Source organism: Tanticharoenia sakaeratensis NBRC 103193, assembly GCF_000963885.1.
GTDB classification, from domain to species: Bacteria; Pseudomonadota; Alphaproteobacteria; order Acetobacterales; family Acetobacteraceae; genus Tanticharoenia; species Tanticharoenia sakaeratensis.
The window spans coordinates 93,598-112,650 of the sequence record NZ_BALE01000038.1; the positions used below are offsets into that span (position 1 = coordinate 93,598).

General features: G+C 63.9%; 18 protein-coding genes and 1 tRNA gene. 9 read left to right on the plus strand and 10 right to left on the minus strand.

Annotated features, from left to right (window positions below):
* Positions 1-169 precede the first annotated feature (169 nt).
* The 3 genes from B8446_RS12145 to B8446_RS12155 all read right to left on the minus strand — a co-directional run bounded on the left by B8446_RS12145 (position 170) and on the right by B8446_RS12155 (position 2,175).
* Complete coding sequence (locus tag B8446_RS12145) at positions 170-505, minus strand: integration host factor subunit beta (protein ID WP_048849944.1); 336 nt, start codon at positions 503-505, stop codon at positions 170-172.
* Positions 506-619: 114 nt separating this feature from the next.
* Positions 620-1,570, minus strand: a complete 951-nt coding sequence (sppA, locus tag B8446_RS12150; RefSeq protein WP_048849947.1) for a signal peptide peptidase SppA — start codon at positions 1,568-1,570, stop codon at positions 620-622.
* 122 nt (positions 1,571-1,692) lie between these two features.
* Entirely contained in the window at positions 1,693-2,175 is a 483-nt protein-coding gene (locus B8446_RS12155; RefSeq protein WP_048849949.1) for a MucR family transcriptional regulator, read from the minus strand.
* Positions 2,176-2,940: 765 nt separating this feature from the next.
* On the opposite strand from B8446_RS12155, the gene B8446_RS12160 reads away from it, so the two are divergent.
* The 4 genes from B8446_RS12160 to B8446_RS12175 all read left to right on the plus strand — a co-directional run bounded on the left by B8446_RS12160 (position 2,941) and on the right by B8446_RS12175 (position 7,871).
* Positions 2,941-3,903 (plus strand): UdgX family uracil-DNA binding protein, encoded by a 963-nt coding sequence (locus B8446_RS12160; RefSeq protein WP_241767767.1) that lies wholly within the window; start codon positions 2,941-2,943, stop codon positions 3,901-3,903.
* 96 nt (positions 3,904-3,999) lie between these two features.
* Positions 4,000-6,174 (plus strand): FUSC family protein, encoded by a 2,175-nt coding sequence (locus tag B8446_RS12165; RefSeq protein WP_306301110.1) that lies wholly within the window; start codon positions 4,000-4,002, stop codon positions 6,172-6,174.
* Between the two features lie 2 nt (positions 6,175-6,176).
* The gene (gene guaD, locus B8446_RS12170) at positions 6,177-7,505 is read left to right on the plus strand and encodes a guanine deaminase (protein WP_048849955.1); all 1,329 of its coding nucleotides are present in this window, start codon (positions 6,177-6,179) and stop codon (positions 7,503-7,505) included.
* A gap of 60 nt (positions 7,506-7,565) precedes the next feature.
* Complete coding sequence (locus tag B8446_RS12175) at positions 7,566-7,871, plus strand: carboxymuconolactone decarboxylase family protein (RefSeq protein WP_048849957.1); 306 nt, start codon at positions 7,566-7,568, stop codon at positions 7,869-7,871.
* Positions 7,872-7,877: 6 nt separating this feature from the next.
* On the opposite strand, the gene B8446_RS12180 is transcribed toward B8446_RS12175, so the two are convergent.
* The 5 genes from B8446_RS12180 to B8446_RS12200 form a co-directional block, all read right to left on the minus strand.
* The gene (locus tag B8446_RS12180) at positions 7,878-8,996 is read right to left on the minus strand and encodes a glycerophosphodiester phosphodiesterase family protein (RefSeq protein ID WP_048849959.1); all 1,119 of its coding nucleotides are present in this window, start codon (positions 8,994-8,996) and stop codon (positions 7,878-7,880) included.
* Positions 8,997-9,018: 22 nt separating this feature from the next.
* Complete coding sequence (locus B8446_RS12185) at positions 9,019-11,406, minus strand: TonB-dependent receptor (protein ID WP_048849961.1); 2,388 nt, start codon at positions 11,404-11,406, stop codon at positions 9,019-9,021.
* A 99-nt stretch (positions 11,407-11,505) separates the two neighbouring features.
* Positions 11,506-11,871 carry a hypothetical protein gene (locus tag B8446_RS12190; protein WP_048849963.1) on the minus strand — a complete coding sequence of 122 codons (366 nt, stop codon included), beginning with the start codon at positions 11,869-11,871 and terminating at the stop codon, positions 11,506-11,508.
* 32 nt (positions 11,872-11,903) lie between these two features.
* On the minus strand, positions 11,904-12,380 hold the full coding sequence (locus B8446_RS12195) for an ImmA/IrrE family metallo-endopeptidase (protein WP_158507587.1): 477 nt from the start codon (positions 12,378-12,380) through the stop codon (positions 11,904-11,906).
* Between the two features lie 143 nt (positions 12,381-12,523).
* Positions 12,524-12,613: transfer RNA gene (locus B8446_RS12200), tRNA-Ser, on the minus strand.
* Between the two features lie 254 nt (positions 12,614-12,867).
* On the opposite strand from B8446_RS12200, the gene rplU reads away from it, so the two are divergent.
* The 4 genes from rplU to proB all read left to right on the plus strand — a co-directional run bounded on the left by rplU (position 12,868) and on the right by proB (position 15,756).
* Positions 12,868-13,182 (plus strand): 50S ribosomal protein L21, encoded by a 315-nt coding sequence (gene rplU, locus B8446_RS12205; RefSeq protein WP_048850064.1) that lies wholly within the window; start codon positions 12,868-12,870, stop codon positions 13,180-13,182.
* Between the two features lie 29 nt (positions 13,183-13,211).
* Positions 13,212-13,481, plus strand: a complete 270-nt coding sequence (gene rpmA / locus B8446_RS12210; RefSeq protein WP_048849967.1) for a 50S ribosomal protein L27 — start codon at positions 13,212-13,214, stop codon at positions 13,479-13,481.
* A gap of 116 nt (positions 13,482-13,597) precedes the next feature.
* Entirely contained in the window at positions 13,598-14,635 is a 1,038-nt protein-coding gene (obgE, locus tag B8446_RS12215; protein WP_048849969.1) for a GTPase ObgE, read from the plus strand.
* Positions 14,632-15,756, plus strand: coding sequence for a glutamate 5-kinase (gene proB / locus B8446_RS12220; RefSeq protein ID WP_048849971.1), 1,125 nt, complete (start codon positions 14,632-14,634; stop codon positions 15,754-15,756). The genes obgE and proB overlap by 4 nt, the downstream gene beginning before the upstream one ends.
* Before the next feature lie 19 nt (positions 15,757-15,775).
* On the opposite strand, the gene B8446_RS12225 is transcribed toward proB, so the two are convergent.
* Positions 15,776-16,687, minus strand: coding sequence for a hypothetical protein (locus tag B8446_RS12225; protein ID WP_053053855.1), 912 nt, complete (start codon positions 16,685-16,687; stop codon positions 15,776-15,778).
* 64 nt (positions 16,688-16,751) lie between these two features.
* The gene (locus B8446_RS12230; protein WP_048849973.1) at positions 16,752-17,021 is read right to left on the minus strand and encodes a DUF2312 domain-containing protein; all 270 of its coding nucleotides are present in this window, start codon (positions 17,019-17,021) and stop codon (positions 16,752-16,754) included.
* Positions 17,022-17,355: 334 nt separating this feature from the next.
* Here B8446_RS12230 and zwf point away from each other — a divergent pair, with 334 nt between their 5' ends.
* A complete protein-coding gene (gene zwf / locus B8446_RS12235; protein ID WP_048850067.1) occupies positions 17,356-18,831 on the plus strand; it encodes a glucose-6-phosphate dehydrogenase in 1,476 nt (491 codons plus the stop codon).
* Positions 18,832-19,053 lie beyond the last annotated feature (222 nt).

The following is a 19,053-nucleotide window of genomic DNA, read 5'->3' on the forward strand; positions in this document are numbered from 1 at the left end:
AGCAGAACAGCACAGCGGCTACCGGCCACAATCGGGGCGATGCTCATCATATCCATACCCTCCTGAAGACCGAACAGACAGGGAACATAGATGTCACAACGACGGCCGTGTGTGAAATTTTAACCATGGTGCATTGGTTTGTATGGAGGTGTCGCGCAACCGACACGCTTCAGAGCCGATCGGCAGCGTTATCGCTCGACGTTACGGCACGACGCTTGCGGCCGGCATTGCGGTTGACCCGCTCCCGCAATTCCTTGCCAGCCTTGAAGAATGGTACATGCTTCTCATCGACGTCGACGGCATCTCCCGTGCGCGGGTTGCGTCCCGTCCGGGCATCGCGATGCTTGATCACGAAGGCTCCGAAGCCACGCAGCTCTACCCGGTCACCTCTGGCAAGGGCGGCCGTAATTTCGTCGAAAATAGTCTGCACGATAATTTCGACGTCGCGTGACAGCAGATGAGGATTCGCAGCGGCCAGTTCGGCGATCAACTCCGATTTGGTCACGCCCTTCCTCCGTTACCGATTTGATGACCGCACCGCGTGTCGCCCGGAATACTGGAGCGCGTGCAAAAACCGGCCGTCGTCATTGTCTTGTCATGATCGCATGATTGCGCGGCATCAGGGTTGCAAGATCGCAACAGGTCCGTCAAGCCCGAGCCACGCCCGAGCAGACGCAAGTGCTTGAGAACCCGGCAATACCGTCACAATATTCCGCGGTGCGAGGCGCCTGTACCACGGGCGCAGGCCGTCCGGACGCAGCAGTGGCGAAACCGGCATGGCGTGCATGTCGCTGGCACCGAGGCGCTTGCGCAACCACGCCGTTGCATCCGCCTCCGTGCCGATCTGATCGACGAGGCCGAGCGCCAGCGCCTGCTGGCCGGTATAAGGACGGCCGTCTGCAAGAGAACGCACGTGGTCAGCCGTCATATGCCGACCTTGCGCCACCATGGAGACAAACTGCCCGAACAGATCGTTGACCACGCCCTGCAGCATTTCGCGCCCTTCGGGCGTAAGTGGCGCCGTCGGCGACGGTTGCCCCTTCAGCGGGCCGGAAACGATCGTGTCGACAGAGACGCCGAGCTTGCCGAGAAGGCCGGAGAACTCCGGCGATTCCATGATGACGCCGATCGAGCCGGTCAGTGTTGACGGCATGGCGAAAATACGCGCAGCCGGCACGGCGATCATGTAGCCGGCAGATGCCGCAAGCCCCCCCATGGAAACGACCACGGGCTTCCTGGCGGCGAACCGCACGATGGCATCGTGCAGGGCTTCGCCGCCCGTCACCGCACCGCCAGGACTTTCGATCCGGAGCAACAGGCCTCGCGTCGCGGTATCGTGGGCGGCACGATCAAGTGCCGCGACCGTTTCGGCGGTGTCGTCTGTAATGACCCCATGAATACGCAGCTTCGCGATGTGGGGTACGCCGAGCACCGCAGGATGCCGGGCGAGATGGCTGGCGACCGGACCGAACAGGGCCAACATGAAGAGGACAATGGCTGCTGCCCGCCAGTAAACGAGCTGACGGGCCCGAGCGACGCGCTCGACAACCATATCTCCGTTCGGTTCCATCACTCGCCTTTCCGCAATACGGTGCCATAGTCATAACCCTATGATACCGCATCGTAGCCGCTTTAAAGAACCATCAGGCAGAAACAGCCGGACGGTTCCGGCGAGAGTAGCGCCAGCGGACCTCAGACCGCGGGACGGCGCCCACGCGGCTTGCGCGCCGGCTTGACCTCGCTGTCCTCTTCGACCGCCGGACGCTCGGTCTTGGCATTGATCTTGCGGCCAAGCCCGATCTCACGCGCCAAGGTTGCTCGGCGCTCAGCATAGTTCGGTGCCACGAGCGGATAATCGGACGGCAGCCCCCAGCGCTCGCGATACTGCTCAGGCGACATGCCATAGGCACTCTGCAGGTGCCGCTTGAGCATTTTCAGCTTCTTACCGTCCTCGAGGCAGACGATGTAGTCGGGAAACACGGAGCGCTTGATCGGAACCGCAGGCTGCGGCCGCTCAGGTTCCGGCTCCACCGCCCCTGCTCCCTCGAGTGCCTGGAAGACTTGCTTGATGAGGCCCGGCAGCGCATCCCCCGCGACCGGATTATGTGCGACATGCGCCGCCACAATCTGCGCGGTCAGCTCCAAAAGAACAGGATTGGCATCAGGGTTGGACACAACAGTATCTCCAGAAACAATTTTCTCGACGAGGGGCAGTCTGTTTAACCGGTATTCAATTCCAAGTAAACGCGCCATCGTGATCGCTGCACTTAGTGCCAAATTTGAGTGTTTGCCAAGAGAACGTTGCCACAAACGGCGGGAACGCTACGTGCAACTGCTCAAGTGATGAGCATCGCTACATCATGTTACATGATACATATGAGTGCCGACACTACAAAGTCCGCATTTGAAGATAACGCGTTAAAATATCGCGATCCTCTGGTCACGAGCCGATCATTACGAACGCGTTAAGCGACATAGCTCTAGACCTGTCATTACGGCGCCTCTTTGCAAGAGCACTGACGAATTTCACCTCGCCGATTGGTCAGAAACTCTAGCCAGTCACAGTATGTTATGGCTGCAGGCGTATCGCGTGCGCCCGTTATGACAAAAGGCGTCGGTTTACTCATGGTTTCAGACGATCCGCAGGACAAATGCCGCATTCTGCTGGCTCACGATGCCGATCTGGCGGGATGGCGGGCTCATGTCCGCCGGCTGATCGCGGACGGCATTCCGCCAGACGCTGTACAGTGGCAGGTCATGCCGCCAGCGGATCTATACGCCCCGAGAGCCGAGCGCGAACTGCCAGATACTCCAGCATCATTCAAACTGTCTCGTCGTGTCGCGCACACGTTGATGGCTGCAATACATGCTCCCGACCCCGAACGCTTTCAAATCCTTCATCGCGAAATATTGAAGACCCTGGAGCGGCATTCAGAGGCGATGACAGATGACGGGCTCGAAACTCTTGCCGCAACGGCTCGGGCAGCGGCTCTGGACGCCCGGGACAAGCTTGATCCGCCTCCAGGTAAAAGCCCCGCAGGATGGCGTAGCGATGCGTCGCCTGCCGTCCTTCGTGCCCAGGCTCCCTTTATGATGGCGCGCCGGACGGGCCCCTGGGCTCTGCTTTCGCCAGATGCTGCGATGGTGTGGGACGGCCATGTGTTACGCTTCGGCCCCGGAGACGCATCCGACGAGATGGATCCACAGGTGCTTTGGGATCGGGCTGACGCACTTTGTAAAGCTGGTCCGGACAATGAATACTGGACTGAACTCCCTGTTCTCGACCTCAACTGCGATGTCACGTCAGTACTCGAAGCACCGTCACTTGCCGATCTGCGGTCCCGCGCCCCGGATTGCCGTGAGTGCGCGCTCTGGAAGCCGGCCAACCGCACCGTCTTCGGGGAGGGCAAGGCCGGCGCTCGCCTCATGTTCGTGGGCGAGCAGCCGGGCGATCAGGAGGATCTTGCCGGCCGACCCTTCGTCGGACCCGCGGGCCAGCTTCTGGGTCACTGCCTGGATGCGGCGGGGATCGCCCGCGAGGACGCCTATGTCACGAATGCGGTGAAGCACTTCCGCTTCGTGCCGCGCGGACCTCGTCGGATTCACGAGAAGCCCGGCGCCGAACATATCGACGCCTGCGCCCCATGGCTCGCGGCCGAACGGCACCTCGTTCAGCCGAAGGTTCTGGTGATGCTTGGCGCATCCGCGGCACAGGCCGTGCTCGGCAGGCCCGTGACGATCTCGCGGGAGCGGTCGCAGCCCATCATGCTGGACGATGGCAGCCGCGGGTTGGTGACGACGCACCCATCCTATCTGCTGCGCGTTCCGGAGCCTGCGAAAGCGCGCGAAACCGAGCGCTTCATCGAAGACCTGAAACTCGCCGCCTCCTGGATCGCAGAATAGTCATCACGCCTTTTCAAGACTGCAACAGGCTGACATGATGTCGCGATTGCCCGCGCATCGCATGTCGCGGGTCCTGTTCGGGAGCGCGAAGAGACGTTGGGGGCACGCCCGCTGAGTTCGATGCGCGGCTGGGCCTCCGGGCTCGCCAGCGCATGGCCGAAACGAAAGTCTGGCGGGTTCCGTTGGCTCTACGCGCCGTCGCCTCAGGCATTCGGGTTCGCACTGCGCAACACGGCGGCGTCGTTCCTGGCCCTGGGCATCGCGCTCTGGATGGAACTCGACTCGCCCGTCTGGGCGGTGATGACGGTCTGGGCCGTTGCGCAGAACACGCGCGGCGAAAGCCTCTCCAAGGCACGCTGGCGTATCGTCGGCACGTTTCTGGGCGCATTCGGCGCCGTTGGAATCGTTGCGGCCTTCCCCCAGGCGCCTTGGCTCTTCTTCCCGACTGTGGCGCTCTGGGTTGGCATCTGCTCGGGCTTTGCGACCTTCGTCAGCAATTTCCGGTCCTACGCGCTGGTGCTCGCGGGGTATACCTGCGCGATCATTGCAATGGACGCGGCGTCCAACCCGGACAACGTGTTCTTTATCGCCGTCTCGCGCACGACCTACATTATCCTCGGCGTCGTCTGCGAGGCTCTGATGGGGATGATCTTCGCCCAGGGACAGGAGCGCGAGGCGCGGCGCGAGGTGCGTCGCAAGCTGCTGTCGGCGCTGAGTCTCGTCAGCAATGCCCTGGCCGACATCCTGACCCAGACCGACGGCGCCTGGCGCGAGGCGCGCAGCCTGTTCGGCACCATCCTCACGATCAACAGCGAGATCGAGTTTTCCGAAGTCGAAATGGGTCCGCATGGGCACGAGGGCGACCACGCCCGCGCTGCCCTGGCGGCCGTATCCATCCTGCTGTCGCGCGGGTTCGGCATGGCGACCCGCATCGCAACGCTCGACGTCAGCAGCGGCGTGTTCCAGACCACCGCAAGCCATGCGGCCACGCTGCTTCGTTCCCTGCCCGCGCGTCTGCGCCGCACCGAGGAAGTGCCGGGACTCCTCGCCTCGCTCCATGCACTGCGCGACGAATGCCGCCTGCGCACCGTCTGGCTGGACGATGACGGCCTGACGCCGCTTCCAGATGATCGTGCGCCGTCGGCGATCGACGAGCGCGCGGTACACGTGGCGCTGGGAGAAATCCTGCTCGACATGGAAACGGCCGTCACGGAATACGAGGCGAGCACCCATCATATCAGCGGCGATCACTTCCACTTTCGCCTGCAATCCCATCGCGATCCGCGCGCGGCCATCGACAATGGCATTCGCGCCTTTGCCGCCGTCCTGATCACCGCGCTGTTCTACGAGGTGACCGCCTGGCCCAACGGGCTCGGGTTCATTGCGATCACCTCGCTCGTGTGCGGCCTGTTCGCCACGCGCGAAAACCCCGTTCTGGGCACGGTCGTATTCCTGAGAGGCGCCATCTGGGCCGCGATCATTGCGGGCGTGCTGGCCCTGTGGATCACACCGAGCTTCAGCTACTTCGAAAGTCTGATCCCCACGGTCGGCATCGCCCTGTTCTTCTGCGGCCTTGCAAAATTCAACCCGTCCACTGCAGGAGCCGCAGCAGCCTTCGGCCTGCTGATGCCGGACATGCTGGCGATCGAGAACCACCATCGCATCAACGAGATCGCATTCATGAACGGCGCCATGTCGGTCGTGTTCGCCAATGTGGTCGCGACACTCGTCTTCCGGCTTGTCCTGCCGTTCGATCCCAATGCCGAGCGGCTCCGCCTGCGACGGCAGATGCTGTCGGAGCTTCGCGCGCTCTGCCACATGCGGATCCCGCCACGGACGTCCTCCTGGATCGGACGCAACATCGACCGCTTCGCGCGACTGATCCGTCATGCGGGACCGAAGCCCACGCGCCTGATCGAGGACTATCTGGAAGGCACGCTGGCGGTCCTGACGATCGGTCTCAACGTGATCCGGCTGCGCACCGTGATGGGCCGCGATCATCTCCCGGCTTCGGCGCGACGGGCGGTCGATCTGCTGCTGATCCGCATGGAGCGCTCGACCGGCCGGCATGTGAGTGCCGCAGTTTCGGCCCAGCGGACGCTTTCGCGCCTGCGGGCTCTTGAAGCGGCCGAGCCTGATCATATCGTGCGGCTGGAGCTGACACGGGCGCTGACCTACGTCGTCGTGATCGCGCACGCGCTGCAGGCCAACAGCGCCTTCCTCGACGAAAAACATCCATTCCGGGGCAATCCCCGGACGATAACGGCCTGACCATGACGCAATGCGCACTCCGGGGCCCGGCCGTAACGTTTGCCGCCAACCCGTTCGAAATCCCCCCGGACGAGGCCCTCGTCTATGAATCCGACGCGCTGATCGTCATCGACAACGGCCGTATCACCGCGTTCGGCGCATTCGATTCGACCAGGGACGCCCTGGCCCCTGGGACACGGGTTGCCCACTATCCGGACAAGCTGATCAGCGCCGCGCTGATCGATACGCATGTGCATTACCCGCAACTGCCGATCATCGCATCCTACGGCGAGCAGTTGCTGGCCTGGCTCGAGCGCTACGTTTTCCCGGCAGAACGGCGTCTCGAGGATCCGGCCTACGCCGCGCGGCTTGCCGGAACATTCCTGGATTCGCTCCTGAGTTCAGGCACCACGACCGCCGCCGTTTATTGCACCGTCCATCCACAGTCGGTCGATGCGTTCTTCACGGAATCGGCTCGTCGCAACACGCGCATGATCGCGGGCAAGGTCCTGATGGACCGCAATGCCCCCGAATGGCTCCGGGACGATGTCACGACCGGCCATGACGACAGCGCGGCCCTGATCGCGCGATGGCACGGCAATGGCCGCCAGCTCTACGCCGTCACGCCGCGCTTTGCGCCGACCAGCACCGAAGCGCAGCTCGAGGCGGCGGGTGCGCTGCTGGCACGGGACGAGACGCTGTTTCTGCAAACCCATCTTCTCGAAAACAAGGCCGAAGAAGCATGGGTCAAGACGCTGTTCCCGCAGCGTGCGTCCTATCTCGATGTCTATGATCACGCAGGCCTCGTCCGGCCGCGTAGCATTTTCGGCCATGCGGTCCATGCGACCGAGGGCGATTTCGACCGCTGCCACCATGCAGGGTGTGCCGTCGCCCATTGCCCTGCCTCCAATCTGTTCCTTGGAAGCGGGCATTTTCCGCTGTTCGACGCTCTCCGTCGGGATCGGCCGGTCAAGGTCGGGCTGGGCAGCGATGTCGCGGGCGGCAATACGCTGTCGATGCTGAAGGTCGCAGCCGACGGCTACAAGGTCGCCCAGATCCTCGGGCACAGCCTGCACCCGGTGCAGGCGCTATGGCTGGCGACAGCGGGGGCTGCCGAGGCGCTTGGTCTCGAGCGGCACATCGGGCGAATCGCGGCCGGCATGGAAGCCGATCTCGTGGTCTTCGATCCGCATGCGACGCCGGTCCAGCGCCTGAGAACCGCGCAGGCGGAGAACATCGACGACGTGCTCTTCAGCCTGCTTCTGCTGGGCGATGAACGCAGCGTCGCTGCGACATACGTCGCGGGAGACCGTGTCTTCTCGCGCGAGACCGGAATGCGCTCCGGAATGTGACTTTCCCTGTGCCCTGCCTCGCCTTCAGAGTCAGGGAGGCAAGACACAAGGACCGCATCCATGTACGATATGAAGAACCTCGGTCAGCTCAAGGCGCTCGATGAAGGCGCACCGGAGGCGATGAAGGCGTTCTGGGCATTCAACAATGCCGCCTTCGCCGAGGGCGCCCTTCCCAAACTGACCAAGGAACTGATCGCCCTGGGCGTCGCAATGGCTACCCAGTGCCCCTACTGCATCGCCCTGCACACCAGCGCGGCGCGCGATGCGGGCGCCACAGACGCTCAACTCGCCGAAGCAGCCCTGGTCTCGGCCGCGATCCGTGCCGGTGGTGCCGTGACGCACGCCACCCACATGTTCGCCAAGTAAGGCGCGCTACTCGCCCGGCCCGTCCACGGCCAGACGTCCGATCGCGGGATCGTCGGTGAAGAACCCGTCGAGCCCGAGATCGAGATAGGCGCGGATCTCCGCAATCGAGCCTGCGATGTTGCGCGCGTTCATGCCCGAATGGTCGCGCAGCTGAGCCGGAAGAAACGTGTTTTCCGGACGCGCCGTATAGGAATGAACCAGCAGGCCGGCGCGATGCGCGTCGGCTACCAGCGTGCTTGGCGCACCCCACGCCCCATTTGCATCGCGCGGGATCAGATCCGTGTTGGACGGACCGATCACGTCAGCGTACGCCCGCACCGCTGTCAGCCCACGTGGTGTCATGAGATCGCCGAAGGTCGTGTGGCCCGCAGCCGCCGCGATATCAGGCGGAATCTGACTGCGTTCGCCCATCAGAAGCATGATCCGGGCCTGCGGATTGATCCGCTTCACCTCTCCGCCGATCCGCTTGATGTTGGCGGTCTCGAAGGACTGGACCTCGAGCGGCGCCTGCCGGGTGTAGTCGTGCGCCGCGATGGTCTCGAGGAACGTCTTCTCGGGGTCGAACCCGAGCCCATGGAAGTGGGTCGAGTTCTTGATCTCGGGGATGATGCCGATCACCCGCCCGCGTGCTGCGGATTCCGCCGCCACGAAATCGATCATCTCGACGAAGGTCGGCACATCGAAGCGGTCGTCGTAACGGGTGTTGTGCGACCGAATCTGTGGCAGACGTTCGCGCGCCCGCAGGGTCTTGAGTTCGGCGAGCGTGAAGTCCGTAGTGAACCAGCCGGTCTCGGCCTTGCCGTCGATCGTCATTGTGCGACGGCGGGCGGCGAAGTCCGGACGATCCGAGACATCCGTCGTGGCCGCGATATTGCTCTCGTGCCGACAGACGAGCACGCCGTCCTTGGTCGGCACCAGGTCGGGCTCGACGTAATCGGCGCCGTCCTGGATTGCCTTGGCGTATGAGCCCAGCGTGTGCTCGGGGCGAAGCGCGGACGCTCCCCGGTGGCCGATCACAAGCGGGCGCGGGCTCAGCATGGGCGCCGCGCGCACCCCCCGACCGGCGAACGAGCCGGTTACGGTCAGGCTACCTGCTGCGAGAAGTATGGAGCGTCTGTTCAACATGGATCGGTTTCGGCCCTGCGGTTCAGAAGGATGCACTCAATGTCAGGAAATACATGCGGGGCATGATCGGATAGGCGGTGAACTGTCCGGAAGCCTGCGTCGTGCTGATCGTCGACCAGCCGCGATCGTTCGTCAGGTTGGTGATGTTGCCCTGCACCTTTAGTGCCGCGACATGCGGAATGCCCCGGATCGTATATCCCGCATTGACGCCGAACAGCGCGTAGGGCGAGGCCCAGAGATCGTTCGTATATGTCGCGTAGCGCTTGCCGATCACATCGCCGGTGAACTGCCCGTAGAACGGGCCCCAGGTGGTTGTCGCGACGAACTTCTCGGCCCAGGCGGGATTGCCCGCGACATTCCTGCCGGCGGTATGGACCACCGTGCTACCGGTCACATAATTATCGTTGTAGACCGACTTGTTGTAGCTCAGCGCGTTGTAGAACGAGAAATGCGGGCCGAACTGGGCCGTGAACGAGAAGTCCATCCCATCGGTATCGACTGATCCCACGTTCGTCAGGATCGTCGCGGACCCGATGATGGATGACAGGACCTGCGTCGTGGATACTGCGATCAGCCGGTTCGAGTAATGGACGTGATAGTACTCGAGCTGTCCGTCGATCCCGGTCAGCGGTCCGAGGTCGAGCCGGCGGCCGTGTGTCCGGAAGCCCGTCTCGTAAGCCCAGGCCGTTTCGGGCTCGCCGTTGTTCTTGAAATTGTTGAAGGCGACCTGACTGGTCACACCCCATGGCGTTGCATTGCCGTAGCCCGCCGCCTGGAAGCTGCGCATGTTCTCCTGGATGTTCGCGAACCACTGTTCGTGTTTCGTGAAGTTCCAGACCGCGCCGAATGCCGGCAGGAACGGCTTCACTGCGGCGATCGTCCCGCCCGGCACGGTCACGGCGTTCGCCGGTGACAGCGAACCCGGGATCGCGGCGACGGGGAGCGTGCCGTTCGTATAGACAAGCTCGGATTTGAACCCGGCGTTCAGCGTGAAGGCTTTCGAGATCTGCCAGCTGTCCTGCAGATGCGTGACGAAGGTGTTGGTGTAGAAATTGTTGGTGTACTGATCGACCAGCGCGTTCTGCTGACGATCATACGGCGATGTGGGATCCGAGGCATCGAGCGCATACCAGCGGCGCGCCTGGGTGTTGTTGTTGCGCTCATACCAGCCGCCGACTTCCATCGTATGGTTGCCGAGGTGATAGGTCAGCGCGGTCTGCACGCCGCCGCGATTGTCCCAGTATTCGGTGGTGCGCGTCGCATACTGCGATCCACCGAACACCGTGTTGAGGTCCTGTCCCGGATAATAGGCCGAGAACAGCGCAGGCAGGCCGGCTGCCGTGATCGGACCCGCAACGACGCCCTCACCCAGATCGTGGTGATAGTAGAACTGTGTGTTCCAGTGTAGGGCATCGGAAAAATCGTGCGACCACGCGAGGTAGGTCAGGAAATCCTCGCGCTGCGCGTCGGAGTAGTAGTTACGATAGTTGAGGCCTGCAGCCTTGTAGGCCGCCGAGTTGATGTATGACTCTGCATAGGCGAAGTTCGGATAGGTGAACGGCCGCTTGTAGAGCCCGTAGCCGCTCGGCAGCGTGATGGAATCCTCATTCGGCTCGACCTTGTCGGACCAGTCGAAGAAATACGTGAGCTTGTCGCGCTCGCCCTGATGCAGGAACTTCAGGTTGACCTGGTTGCCGCCCTGATGCCCGGCAAAGTCCCATGCGCGTGCATCCTGTCGTGCCCAGGAAATGTAGGCCGAATTCCCGTTGCCGAAATCGCCCGTGTCCACCCGGGCGAATGTGCGGAACGTCGAGAAACTGCCGAAGGTCTGGTTGAGCTGCCCACCCGCATGATGCAGCGGGTCCTGCGTCAGGAACTGCAGCGTGCCGCCGAGATTGGAGGTGGACGCCGTGCCGAGCGCACCTGCGCCTGTCGCAACCGAAGCAGCTGCCATGTTCTCGGAAATTCCGGCGCGTTGCGGCGACAGCCCGTTGTAATTGCCATAGGACTGATCGCCGAGCGGCACGCCGTCGAGCGTGTAGCCGAGCTGGTTCTGGTTGAAGCCATGGATGAACAGCGAGGCGTTCTGCTCGTTGTTTCCCCATGGATCAGCGTCGTTGTAGATCACGCCCGGCAGGATCTCGAGCGCCTTGACCGGGTTGATCCCCGGCAGCAGCCGCTGCATCTCCACGCGGCCGACGCTCTGCTCGGACCGTGATCGCCGTGCTGTCGCAACGATCTGTTCCTGTTGAGGTGTTGCCTGCTTCTGGCTCGCACCGCTGCGTGCCTTGTGCGCTGCCGGATGCCCGGCCGCTCCTTTTCGCTCAGGCTGGCCTGCATCGGGTGCGGCCAGCGCCGTCGAGCCCGAAAGGACGGCCAAAGCCATGACGCCACGAGTAAGTTTCAACATCTGCGCGTGATCCCACCGTCTTCTTGCGACGGCGGAACTTAATCAGGGCACGCTCACGCGTCCGTGAAACTTCAATGACGGCTCAGAGCTTGTGGCTGATCAGCCACGAGAGAAAAGGAACCGCACGGCGACGTAGCCCAGGCCCACGACCTGGATAAAGCTCTCGACCGTCACGGCATTGATGAACCAGCCGTATTTCTGAAAATCCAGAATGCCGAAGCCAACCATGAACGTGAGCGCCACGTTCGTCAGGATCGATGTGCTGATCCAGACGATGATCCAGCGTGACCAAGTATCACGCAGGCTGAAGAAGCGCTGACGCCCGTCGAGCTCGACGATTTCCTGCTCGGATCGGTCAAGCTGTCGCTGTTTGGTGGCACTTTCGCTCGACAGGCTGATCGGCGTGGCACGGACGGCATCACGGGACGGGAATGAACGAGCGTCATCCCGCTGCCCGCTGAACACGTTCTCCCCTCGCGGGCGATCGTGCTCGTCCCTCAATGGTTGAGACGATTGCGGATGACGTCTTCCGACACACCGAATGCGCGCGCCAGTTCACGGACGGTGGCAATGTCCCGATACCGCTTCAGCATGGCATCGGGCACGAGAAGATGGGCCGCGAAGGCATCCGCCTCGCGTTCCTCTTCCGGCTTCTCGTCCGCGTAGGTGTTGCGGCGCAGCATGATCCGGTAGTCGGGCGATTCGGTATAGGCCCGGTGCAGGATGTAATGGCCAAGCTCGTGCGCGATCGTGAAGATCTGCCGCGCGCCGGAGGTATCGCGATTGACCACGATGCGCTTGTGCTCCGGCTCGATATATCCGGACACGATTTCCCGAAGCTCGTCCGGAAACTCGGCATAGACGACTTCGAGCCCGACCTGCGCTGCAATCTGTTCGGGATCGACAGGAGGGCGAAGAATGCCCTGATCCGCGATGATCTTCTCTGCCCGCGCTGCTACCTGCCTGTAGTCCACCAACACGCCATATCCCGATCGACCATTCGACAACCCGAGTGGATCGGTGCGCTATATAGCGGAAATACAGCAATTTTTCAAGATTGGGGCGACTGCAGGCCAGTGCAGAGACACGTTTCGGACAGGAAACGCATCGCGATACATGGCGGAGAGGGTGGGATTCGAACCCACGGTACGCTTGCACGTACAACGGTTTTCGAGACCGTCCCGATCGACCACTCTGGCACCTCTCCGTTGATGTGGCCTGGTCGTTGGGCGGCCTTATACGGAGCTGTTTGAAACCGCGCAAGCCACCTTCGCGACAATCAGCACCCTGCGAGGGGATAAAGATTGACGCAGGCGCTGCCCGTCCGCTAGGAAGCGCGCCTTGCCGTAACCATACGTGCGCCCGAACGGCGTGCGGTGGGCTATGGCCAATGACAAAAAGCATCTGGGTCTGACCGGGAACACGCGGCGGGCCACGAGATCGGACGAAAGAGACATAACGATGTTCGCAGTCATCCGCACGGGCGGAAAGCAGTATCGCGTCGCACCGAATGCGACGCTCAAGGTCGAGAAGCTGGAAGCCGAAGCCGGCAGCACCGTGACCTTCTCGGAAGTTCTGGCCCTCGGCAACGACGCGGGTCTGTCGATCGGCGCGCCGCTGGTCGAAGGCGCAACGGTGACAGCAACCGTCATCGCCCAGGACCGTCTGGCCAAGGTCATCATCTTCAAGAAGCGCCGCCGGCAGAACAGCCGTCGCAAGAACGGCCATCGCCAGCCCGTCACCGTGCTGCGCATCGACGCGATCAACGCCGCCTGAACCGACCCGGACATTAGGAGACACATCCCATGGCACAGAAAAAGGCAGGCGGTTCGAGCCGCAACGGACGCGACAGCGCCGGCCGTCGTCTCGGCGTCAAGAAGTTCGGCGGCGAGAGCGTGATTGCGGGCAACATCATCGTCCGCCAGCGCGGCACCAAGATGAAGCCGGGCGCGAATGTCGGCCTCGGCCGTGACCACACGCTGTTCGCGCTGGTCGATGGCCACGTGACGTTCCAGCGCCGCTCGGAAGGCCGCGTGCACGTCTCGGTTGCCGAGCTGCCGCAGGCCGCCGAGTAATCCACTCAAGGCTCGGCCCTCAAGGTACGCCTCGAGACAGGGGGCCGGTCCGACAGGGCCGGCCCCCTCTTCGTTTCGGCCCTTTTTCCTACCGCTTTTCACACGGAACCCGACCGATGAAGTTCCTCGATCAAGCCAAGATCTACGTCCGCTCCGGCGATGGCGGCGATGGCGTGGTCGCGTTCCGACGCGAAAAATACATCGAGTTCGGAGGGCCGGACGGCGGCAATGGCGGACGCGGCGGGGACGTCGTGTTTCGCGCGGTCGCCAACCTCAATACGCTCATCGATTTCCGGTACACCCAGCATTTCCGCGCCCGCAAGGGCGGCAACGGCGCCGGATCGGACCGCACCGGCGCTGCGGCGCAGACCGTGCTGATCGACGTGCCGGTCGGCACCCAGATCTTCGACGAGGACCGCGAAACGATGCTGGCCGACCTCGATGTCGTCGGCAAGGAGATCCTGCTCTGCCGCGGCGGCGACGGCGGTTTCGGCAATGCCAGCTACAAGACGAGCACCAACCGCGCACCCCGACGTGCGGATAAAGGTTGGCCCGGCGAGGAACGCTGGATCTGGCTGCGCCTGAAGCTGATCGCCGATGTGGGACTAGTCGGCATGCCGAACGCCGGCAAGTCGACCCTGCTGTCCGTCGTGTCCCGCGCGAAACCCAAGATCGCCGATTATCCGTTCACGACCCTGCATCCGCAGCTTGGCGTCGTGCGCCTGTCGATGACGGAAGAATTCGTGATCGCGGACATCCCTGGCCTGATCGAGGGCGCGAGCGAGGGTGCGGGCCTCGGCGACCGGTTCCTCGGCCATGTCGAACGCTGCGCCGTGCTCATTCATCTGATCGACGGCACGACGGATAGCGTTACCAAGACCTGGCGCATGATCCGTGGCGAGCTGGAGGCATATGATCCCCTGCTTGCCGCCAAGCCGGAGATCGTCGTCCTCAACAAGATCGACGCTCTCACGCCCACGCAGATCTCGGCCCGCAAGCGCGCGCTTGCCAAGGCATCCGGCGCCCCGGTTTTTGCCATCTCCGCCGTGGCCGGCGAAGGGCTGCCGGAACTCCTGCGCGCGGTGCAGGATCGCGTGACGGAAAACCGCGCGGAAACGGCCGCCGCGCGTGCCGCCCTGCAACACGACGCATGAGCGCGCCCTCTCTTTCCGACGCACAGCGCGTCGTCGTGAAGATCGGCAGTGCCCTGCTGGTCGATCCCGACACCGCCACGCTGCGGGAGGACTGGCTGGCAAGCGTCTGCGCCGATATCGCGGCCCTGCGCAGTCGCGGGACGGCTGTCGTGGTTGTGTCCTCGGGCGCGATCGCACTTGCGCGTCGCCAGCTCGGACTGGTCGGCGCGCGTCTGCGGCTCGATCAGAAACAGGCCGCTGCCAGCATCGGGCAGATCCGCCTTGCCAGCGCCTGGAGCACGGCCCTGCAGGCCCATGGACTGATCGCCGGCCAGCTTCTGCTGACCCCGGAAGATACCGAAGACCGCGGGCGCCATCTGAATGCACGCGCGACGCTGAACACGTTACTGTCGCTTGGTGGCGTGCCGGTCATCAACGAGAACGACGCGATCGCCACGACGGAAATGCGCTTCGGCGACAATGATCGTCTGGCCGCCCGCGTCGCGCAGATGATCGGCGCCGACCAGCTCGTCCTGCTCTCGGACATCGACGGCCTCTATACCGCCGATCCACGCCGCGACCCTGACGCCGCACATCTGCCGCTGATCGATACGGTCGATGCCCGGATCATGGCCATGGGCGGCGCGCCGCCCGCCGGCTATTCCTCGGGCGGGATGCACACGAAACTGCTCGCAGCCCAGATCGCGACGCGGTCGGGTGCGCACATGGCCATTGCCTCCGGACTGTCGCCCCACCCCCTGCGCGCATTGAGCGAAGGCGGCCGGTGCTCATGGTTCCTGGCCCAGACGGACACGGGGTCAGCGCGCAAGCGCTGGATCGGGGCCCATGTCTCGGTCCGTGGAACGGTCTGGATCGACGCAGGCGCAGTCACGGCACTGCGTCGTGGCGGTTCCCTGCTGCCTGCAGGCGTCGTCAGCGTGGAGGGACGTTTCGAACGGGGCGATCTCGTCAGTGTCCGCGGTCCGGACAACGAGGAAATCGCGCGAGGTCTGAGCGAATATGGCGCCCAGGATGCGGAGCGCATTCTCGGTCTGCATTCAGACGAGATCGCGACCATCCTGGGTTTTGCCGGCGGCGACGCGCTTATCCACCGGGACGATCTGGTCCTGCATACAGCGTAACAGCGCGACGACGCCCGGGTCAGGTCTTCGGCGGCCACCGGAGCGTCGGCTCCGAGCGCGGGCGGCGCCAGGTATCGTCCTCATCCCGCGCCGGGCGCTCGTCGGCCGCGCGCGGCGAAAGCTCCTCGCGACGACGCCAGGGCGCCTCTCCCGCCGGAGCGGCTGGCGGGGCATAGTAACCTGTATCAGTCTCACCCTGATCCGGTGCAGGTGGCGTCTGTGGCGCCTGCTGTGCCACCGGGTGAACGGGCGGCCGACGCATATCCTGCGGCGGAGGCTCGAAATGGGTGGGACGCAGGGCCCTGGCGATGCCTTCCGGAGGCATGTCGTCATAAGGACGATCAGCGGCAACGGTTGGCGACAGGCGCGGCCCCGCCTCGCTTTCGCTCGCAAGGAATGAGCCTGAGCGGCCGGTCTGGGGCCGATCATAGGGATCGCGCTCCGATGGCGGTGCCGTGCGCGGCCGTTCGGGCTCGGCGCGCGCAGCCGGTGCCCACGGATCGTTCAGACGCACGGGCGCCACACTCCGCGGACCGGCGTCATGCGGTGCGGCCCAGTCGTCGGAGGCCCGCGCCACACGCGGATCAGCCCGCAACGGCTCGGCCGCAGGCTCGACATGCGGCCGGGGCGGCCCCATCGGAGCAGGTCCCTGCGCCGGCGCCACGGAAGCGGGCGACGCGGAAGCCGGCTGCGGTGGTGGCGCGAACTCCGTCGGACGCGCCGGGCGCGGCACATCGTCGCCCGACAGCCGCATGGCGATCACGCGCAATTCCGCGCGGATCTCACCCAGCTGCAGCTCGATCTCCTCCAGACGCGGCTTCACGCCGAAGACGGAGAAAGGCATCAGCAGATAGGCCACGCCGAGCCCCAGCAGGATCACGCCTGCCAGAAGCTGCGCCCACCAGGGAAACCATGCGATCGTGGTCATCATGTCTACCAGTGTCGTCAATTCCAGGGCCCACGCCAAGCGGCATCGGCGCGCGCCCCGGAGGACCTCACATGCCAAGGGCCCTGCGATAAATGTCGAGCAGGGTTTCCTGTTCCTGCACTTCCGCAGGCTCCTGCCGGCGCAGGCGGATGATCTGGCGGATCACCTTGACATCGAAACCCGCCGATTTGGCCTCGGCAAAGATGTCCTTGATATCGCCCCCGAGCGCCTTGCGCTCTTCCTCCAGACGCTCGACGCGCTCGATGATCGACCGCAGGCGGTCGGCCGCAATGCCACCGGTCTCGTGACCGGACTCGGGGCTGTTGTCGCTGTCCATGACGGCCTGTCCTCGCTTCGTGGTGAGATGGATGGTCCGACGCTGTTCACGATGCGGACCATCGAGACGCGCGGCTTATCGCGCTCACATGTTCGCGGTCAATGCGCGAAAGACCGAGGCCGACCTTGACAGGCCCCTGCCCTGTCACGAACAAATCCGATCGTCCGGATATGGCGCCTCGCCCGGCTGCTTCTGCGGCCCGCGCTCTTTTTCCAATGCCGCGCGCTTCACCTGCGCGACACAATTTCAACCCTATCGGACAGGTGCCGGCCATCCTGCAACGCCCCTGGCGCGTGCCGGAGGGTACGGCGACCGTCGCGGGAGTTTCGATCTGATGGATACGTCCAAGGCGATCAATGCAGTCGAGCCATTCGACTACGTCATTTTCGGTGCCACCGGCGACCTGACCATGCGCAAGCTGCTGCCGGCCTTTTATTACCGGATGCTGGCAGGACAGGTGCCGGACAGCGCGCGCATCATCGGAACCGCGCGCTCTCCTCTCTCCCGCACAGAGTATCAGGGCCGCGCACGCGAGGCGCTGGACAAGTTCGTTGCGAAGGCCGATCTCGACGAGGCGCGCGTCGAAGCCTTCCTGAACATGCTCTACTACGTCAGCCTGAACGGCGCCGACCCTGAAGGCAAATGGGCCGACCTCAAGGCCTCCCTTGCCGGGGGCGAAGGCAAGGCGCGGGTGTTCTATTTCTCCACCGCACCTAATCTCTATCGCGCGGTCGCCGAGAACCTGCACGCCCAGGAACTCATCACGCCGAAGACCCGCGTCGTCCTTGAAAAGCCGATCGGCATCGATCAGGAGAGCGCGCGCGAGATCAACGACGGCGTCGGCCGTTATTTCCAGGAAGGCCAGATCTTCCGCATCGACCATTACCTGGGCAAGGAAACGGTGCAGGACATCATCGCCCTGCGCTTCGCCAACCCCGTGCTGAACGCCGTGTGGTCGGCTGAATACATCGACTATGTCCAGATCACGGCGGCCGAGACGGTCGGCGTCGAGGGACGCGCGGGCTATTACGACGGTTCGGGCGCCCTGCGCGACATGATCCAGAACCACCTGCTTCAGGTGCTCAGCGTCGTTGCGATGGAGAAGCCTGCTTCGCTCGATGCCGACGCGGTGCGCGACGCCAAGGTGAAGGTTCTGCAGGCCCTCAAGCCGCTCACGGCCGAGATGGTCAAGGATCACGCGGTCCGCGCGCAGTACGTTGCGGGCGAAAGCGGCGGCAAGGAGGTTCCGGGCTACCTGACCGAACTTGGCCATGAGAGCGGCACCGAGACCTTTGCTGCAGTCCGCGCCGAGATCGCGACCCCGCGCTGGGCCGGCGTGCCCTTCTACATCCGCAGCGCCAAGCGCCTGACCCGCAAGGTCAGCGAAGTCGTGATCGCGTTCAAGAAGACGGACCATGGCCTGTTTCCGGAGGGCGATCGCCCGCAGGTGCTCGTCATCCGCATCCAGCCGGATGAAGGCGTGTCGCTGTCGATCGAGGCAAAGGATCCGTCACGCGACGACATGGCGCTGCGCGAAGCAACGCTGGACGTCTCGTTCGGGCCGACCTTCAAGGTCCGTTACCCCGACGCCTACGAGCGCCTCCTTCTCGACGCCGTGCGTGGCTATCCCGTCCTGTTCATCCGCCGTGACGAGGTCGAGGCGGCATGGTCCTGGGTCGAACCGGTCCTGGAATCCTGGAAGGCCAACAAGGCACCGGTCGAGACCTACAAGGCCGGATCCTGGGGTCCGGAGGCCGCGAAGGCGCTTCTTGCCCGCGACGGCCATGCCTGGCACGAGGACATGGCCTGATCCCCGGTCTCGTTCCGGCGGGCAGACATCGGGGCTTTCGCCTCGGTGTCTGAACAAGCCTTTAAGATCGGGACACCTGAAAATCCTTCGCGGGGTGGCGCGGTTTTGATATGCCGGGCCACCCGGTCGCCTTGGCGGCCCATTCGACGAGGGTCTGACCAACTTGCCCGCACCACCCAACGCGCCGTCCGACGCCGCTTCCAAGCCCAAGCTGCGCATCGG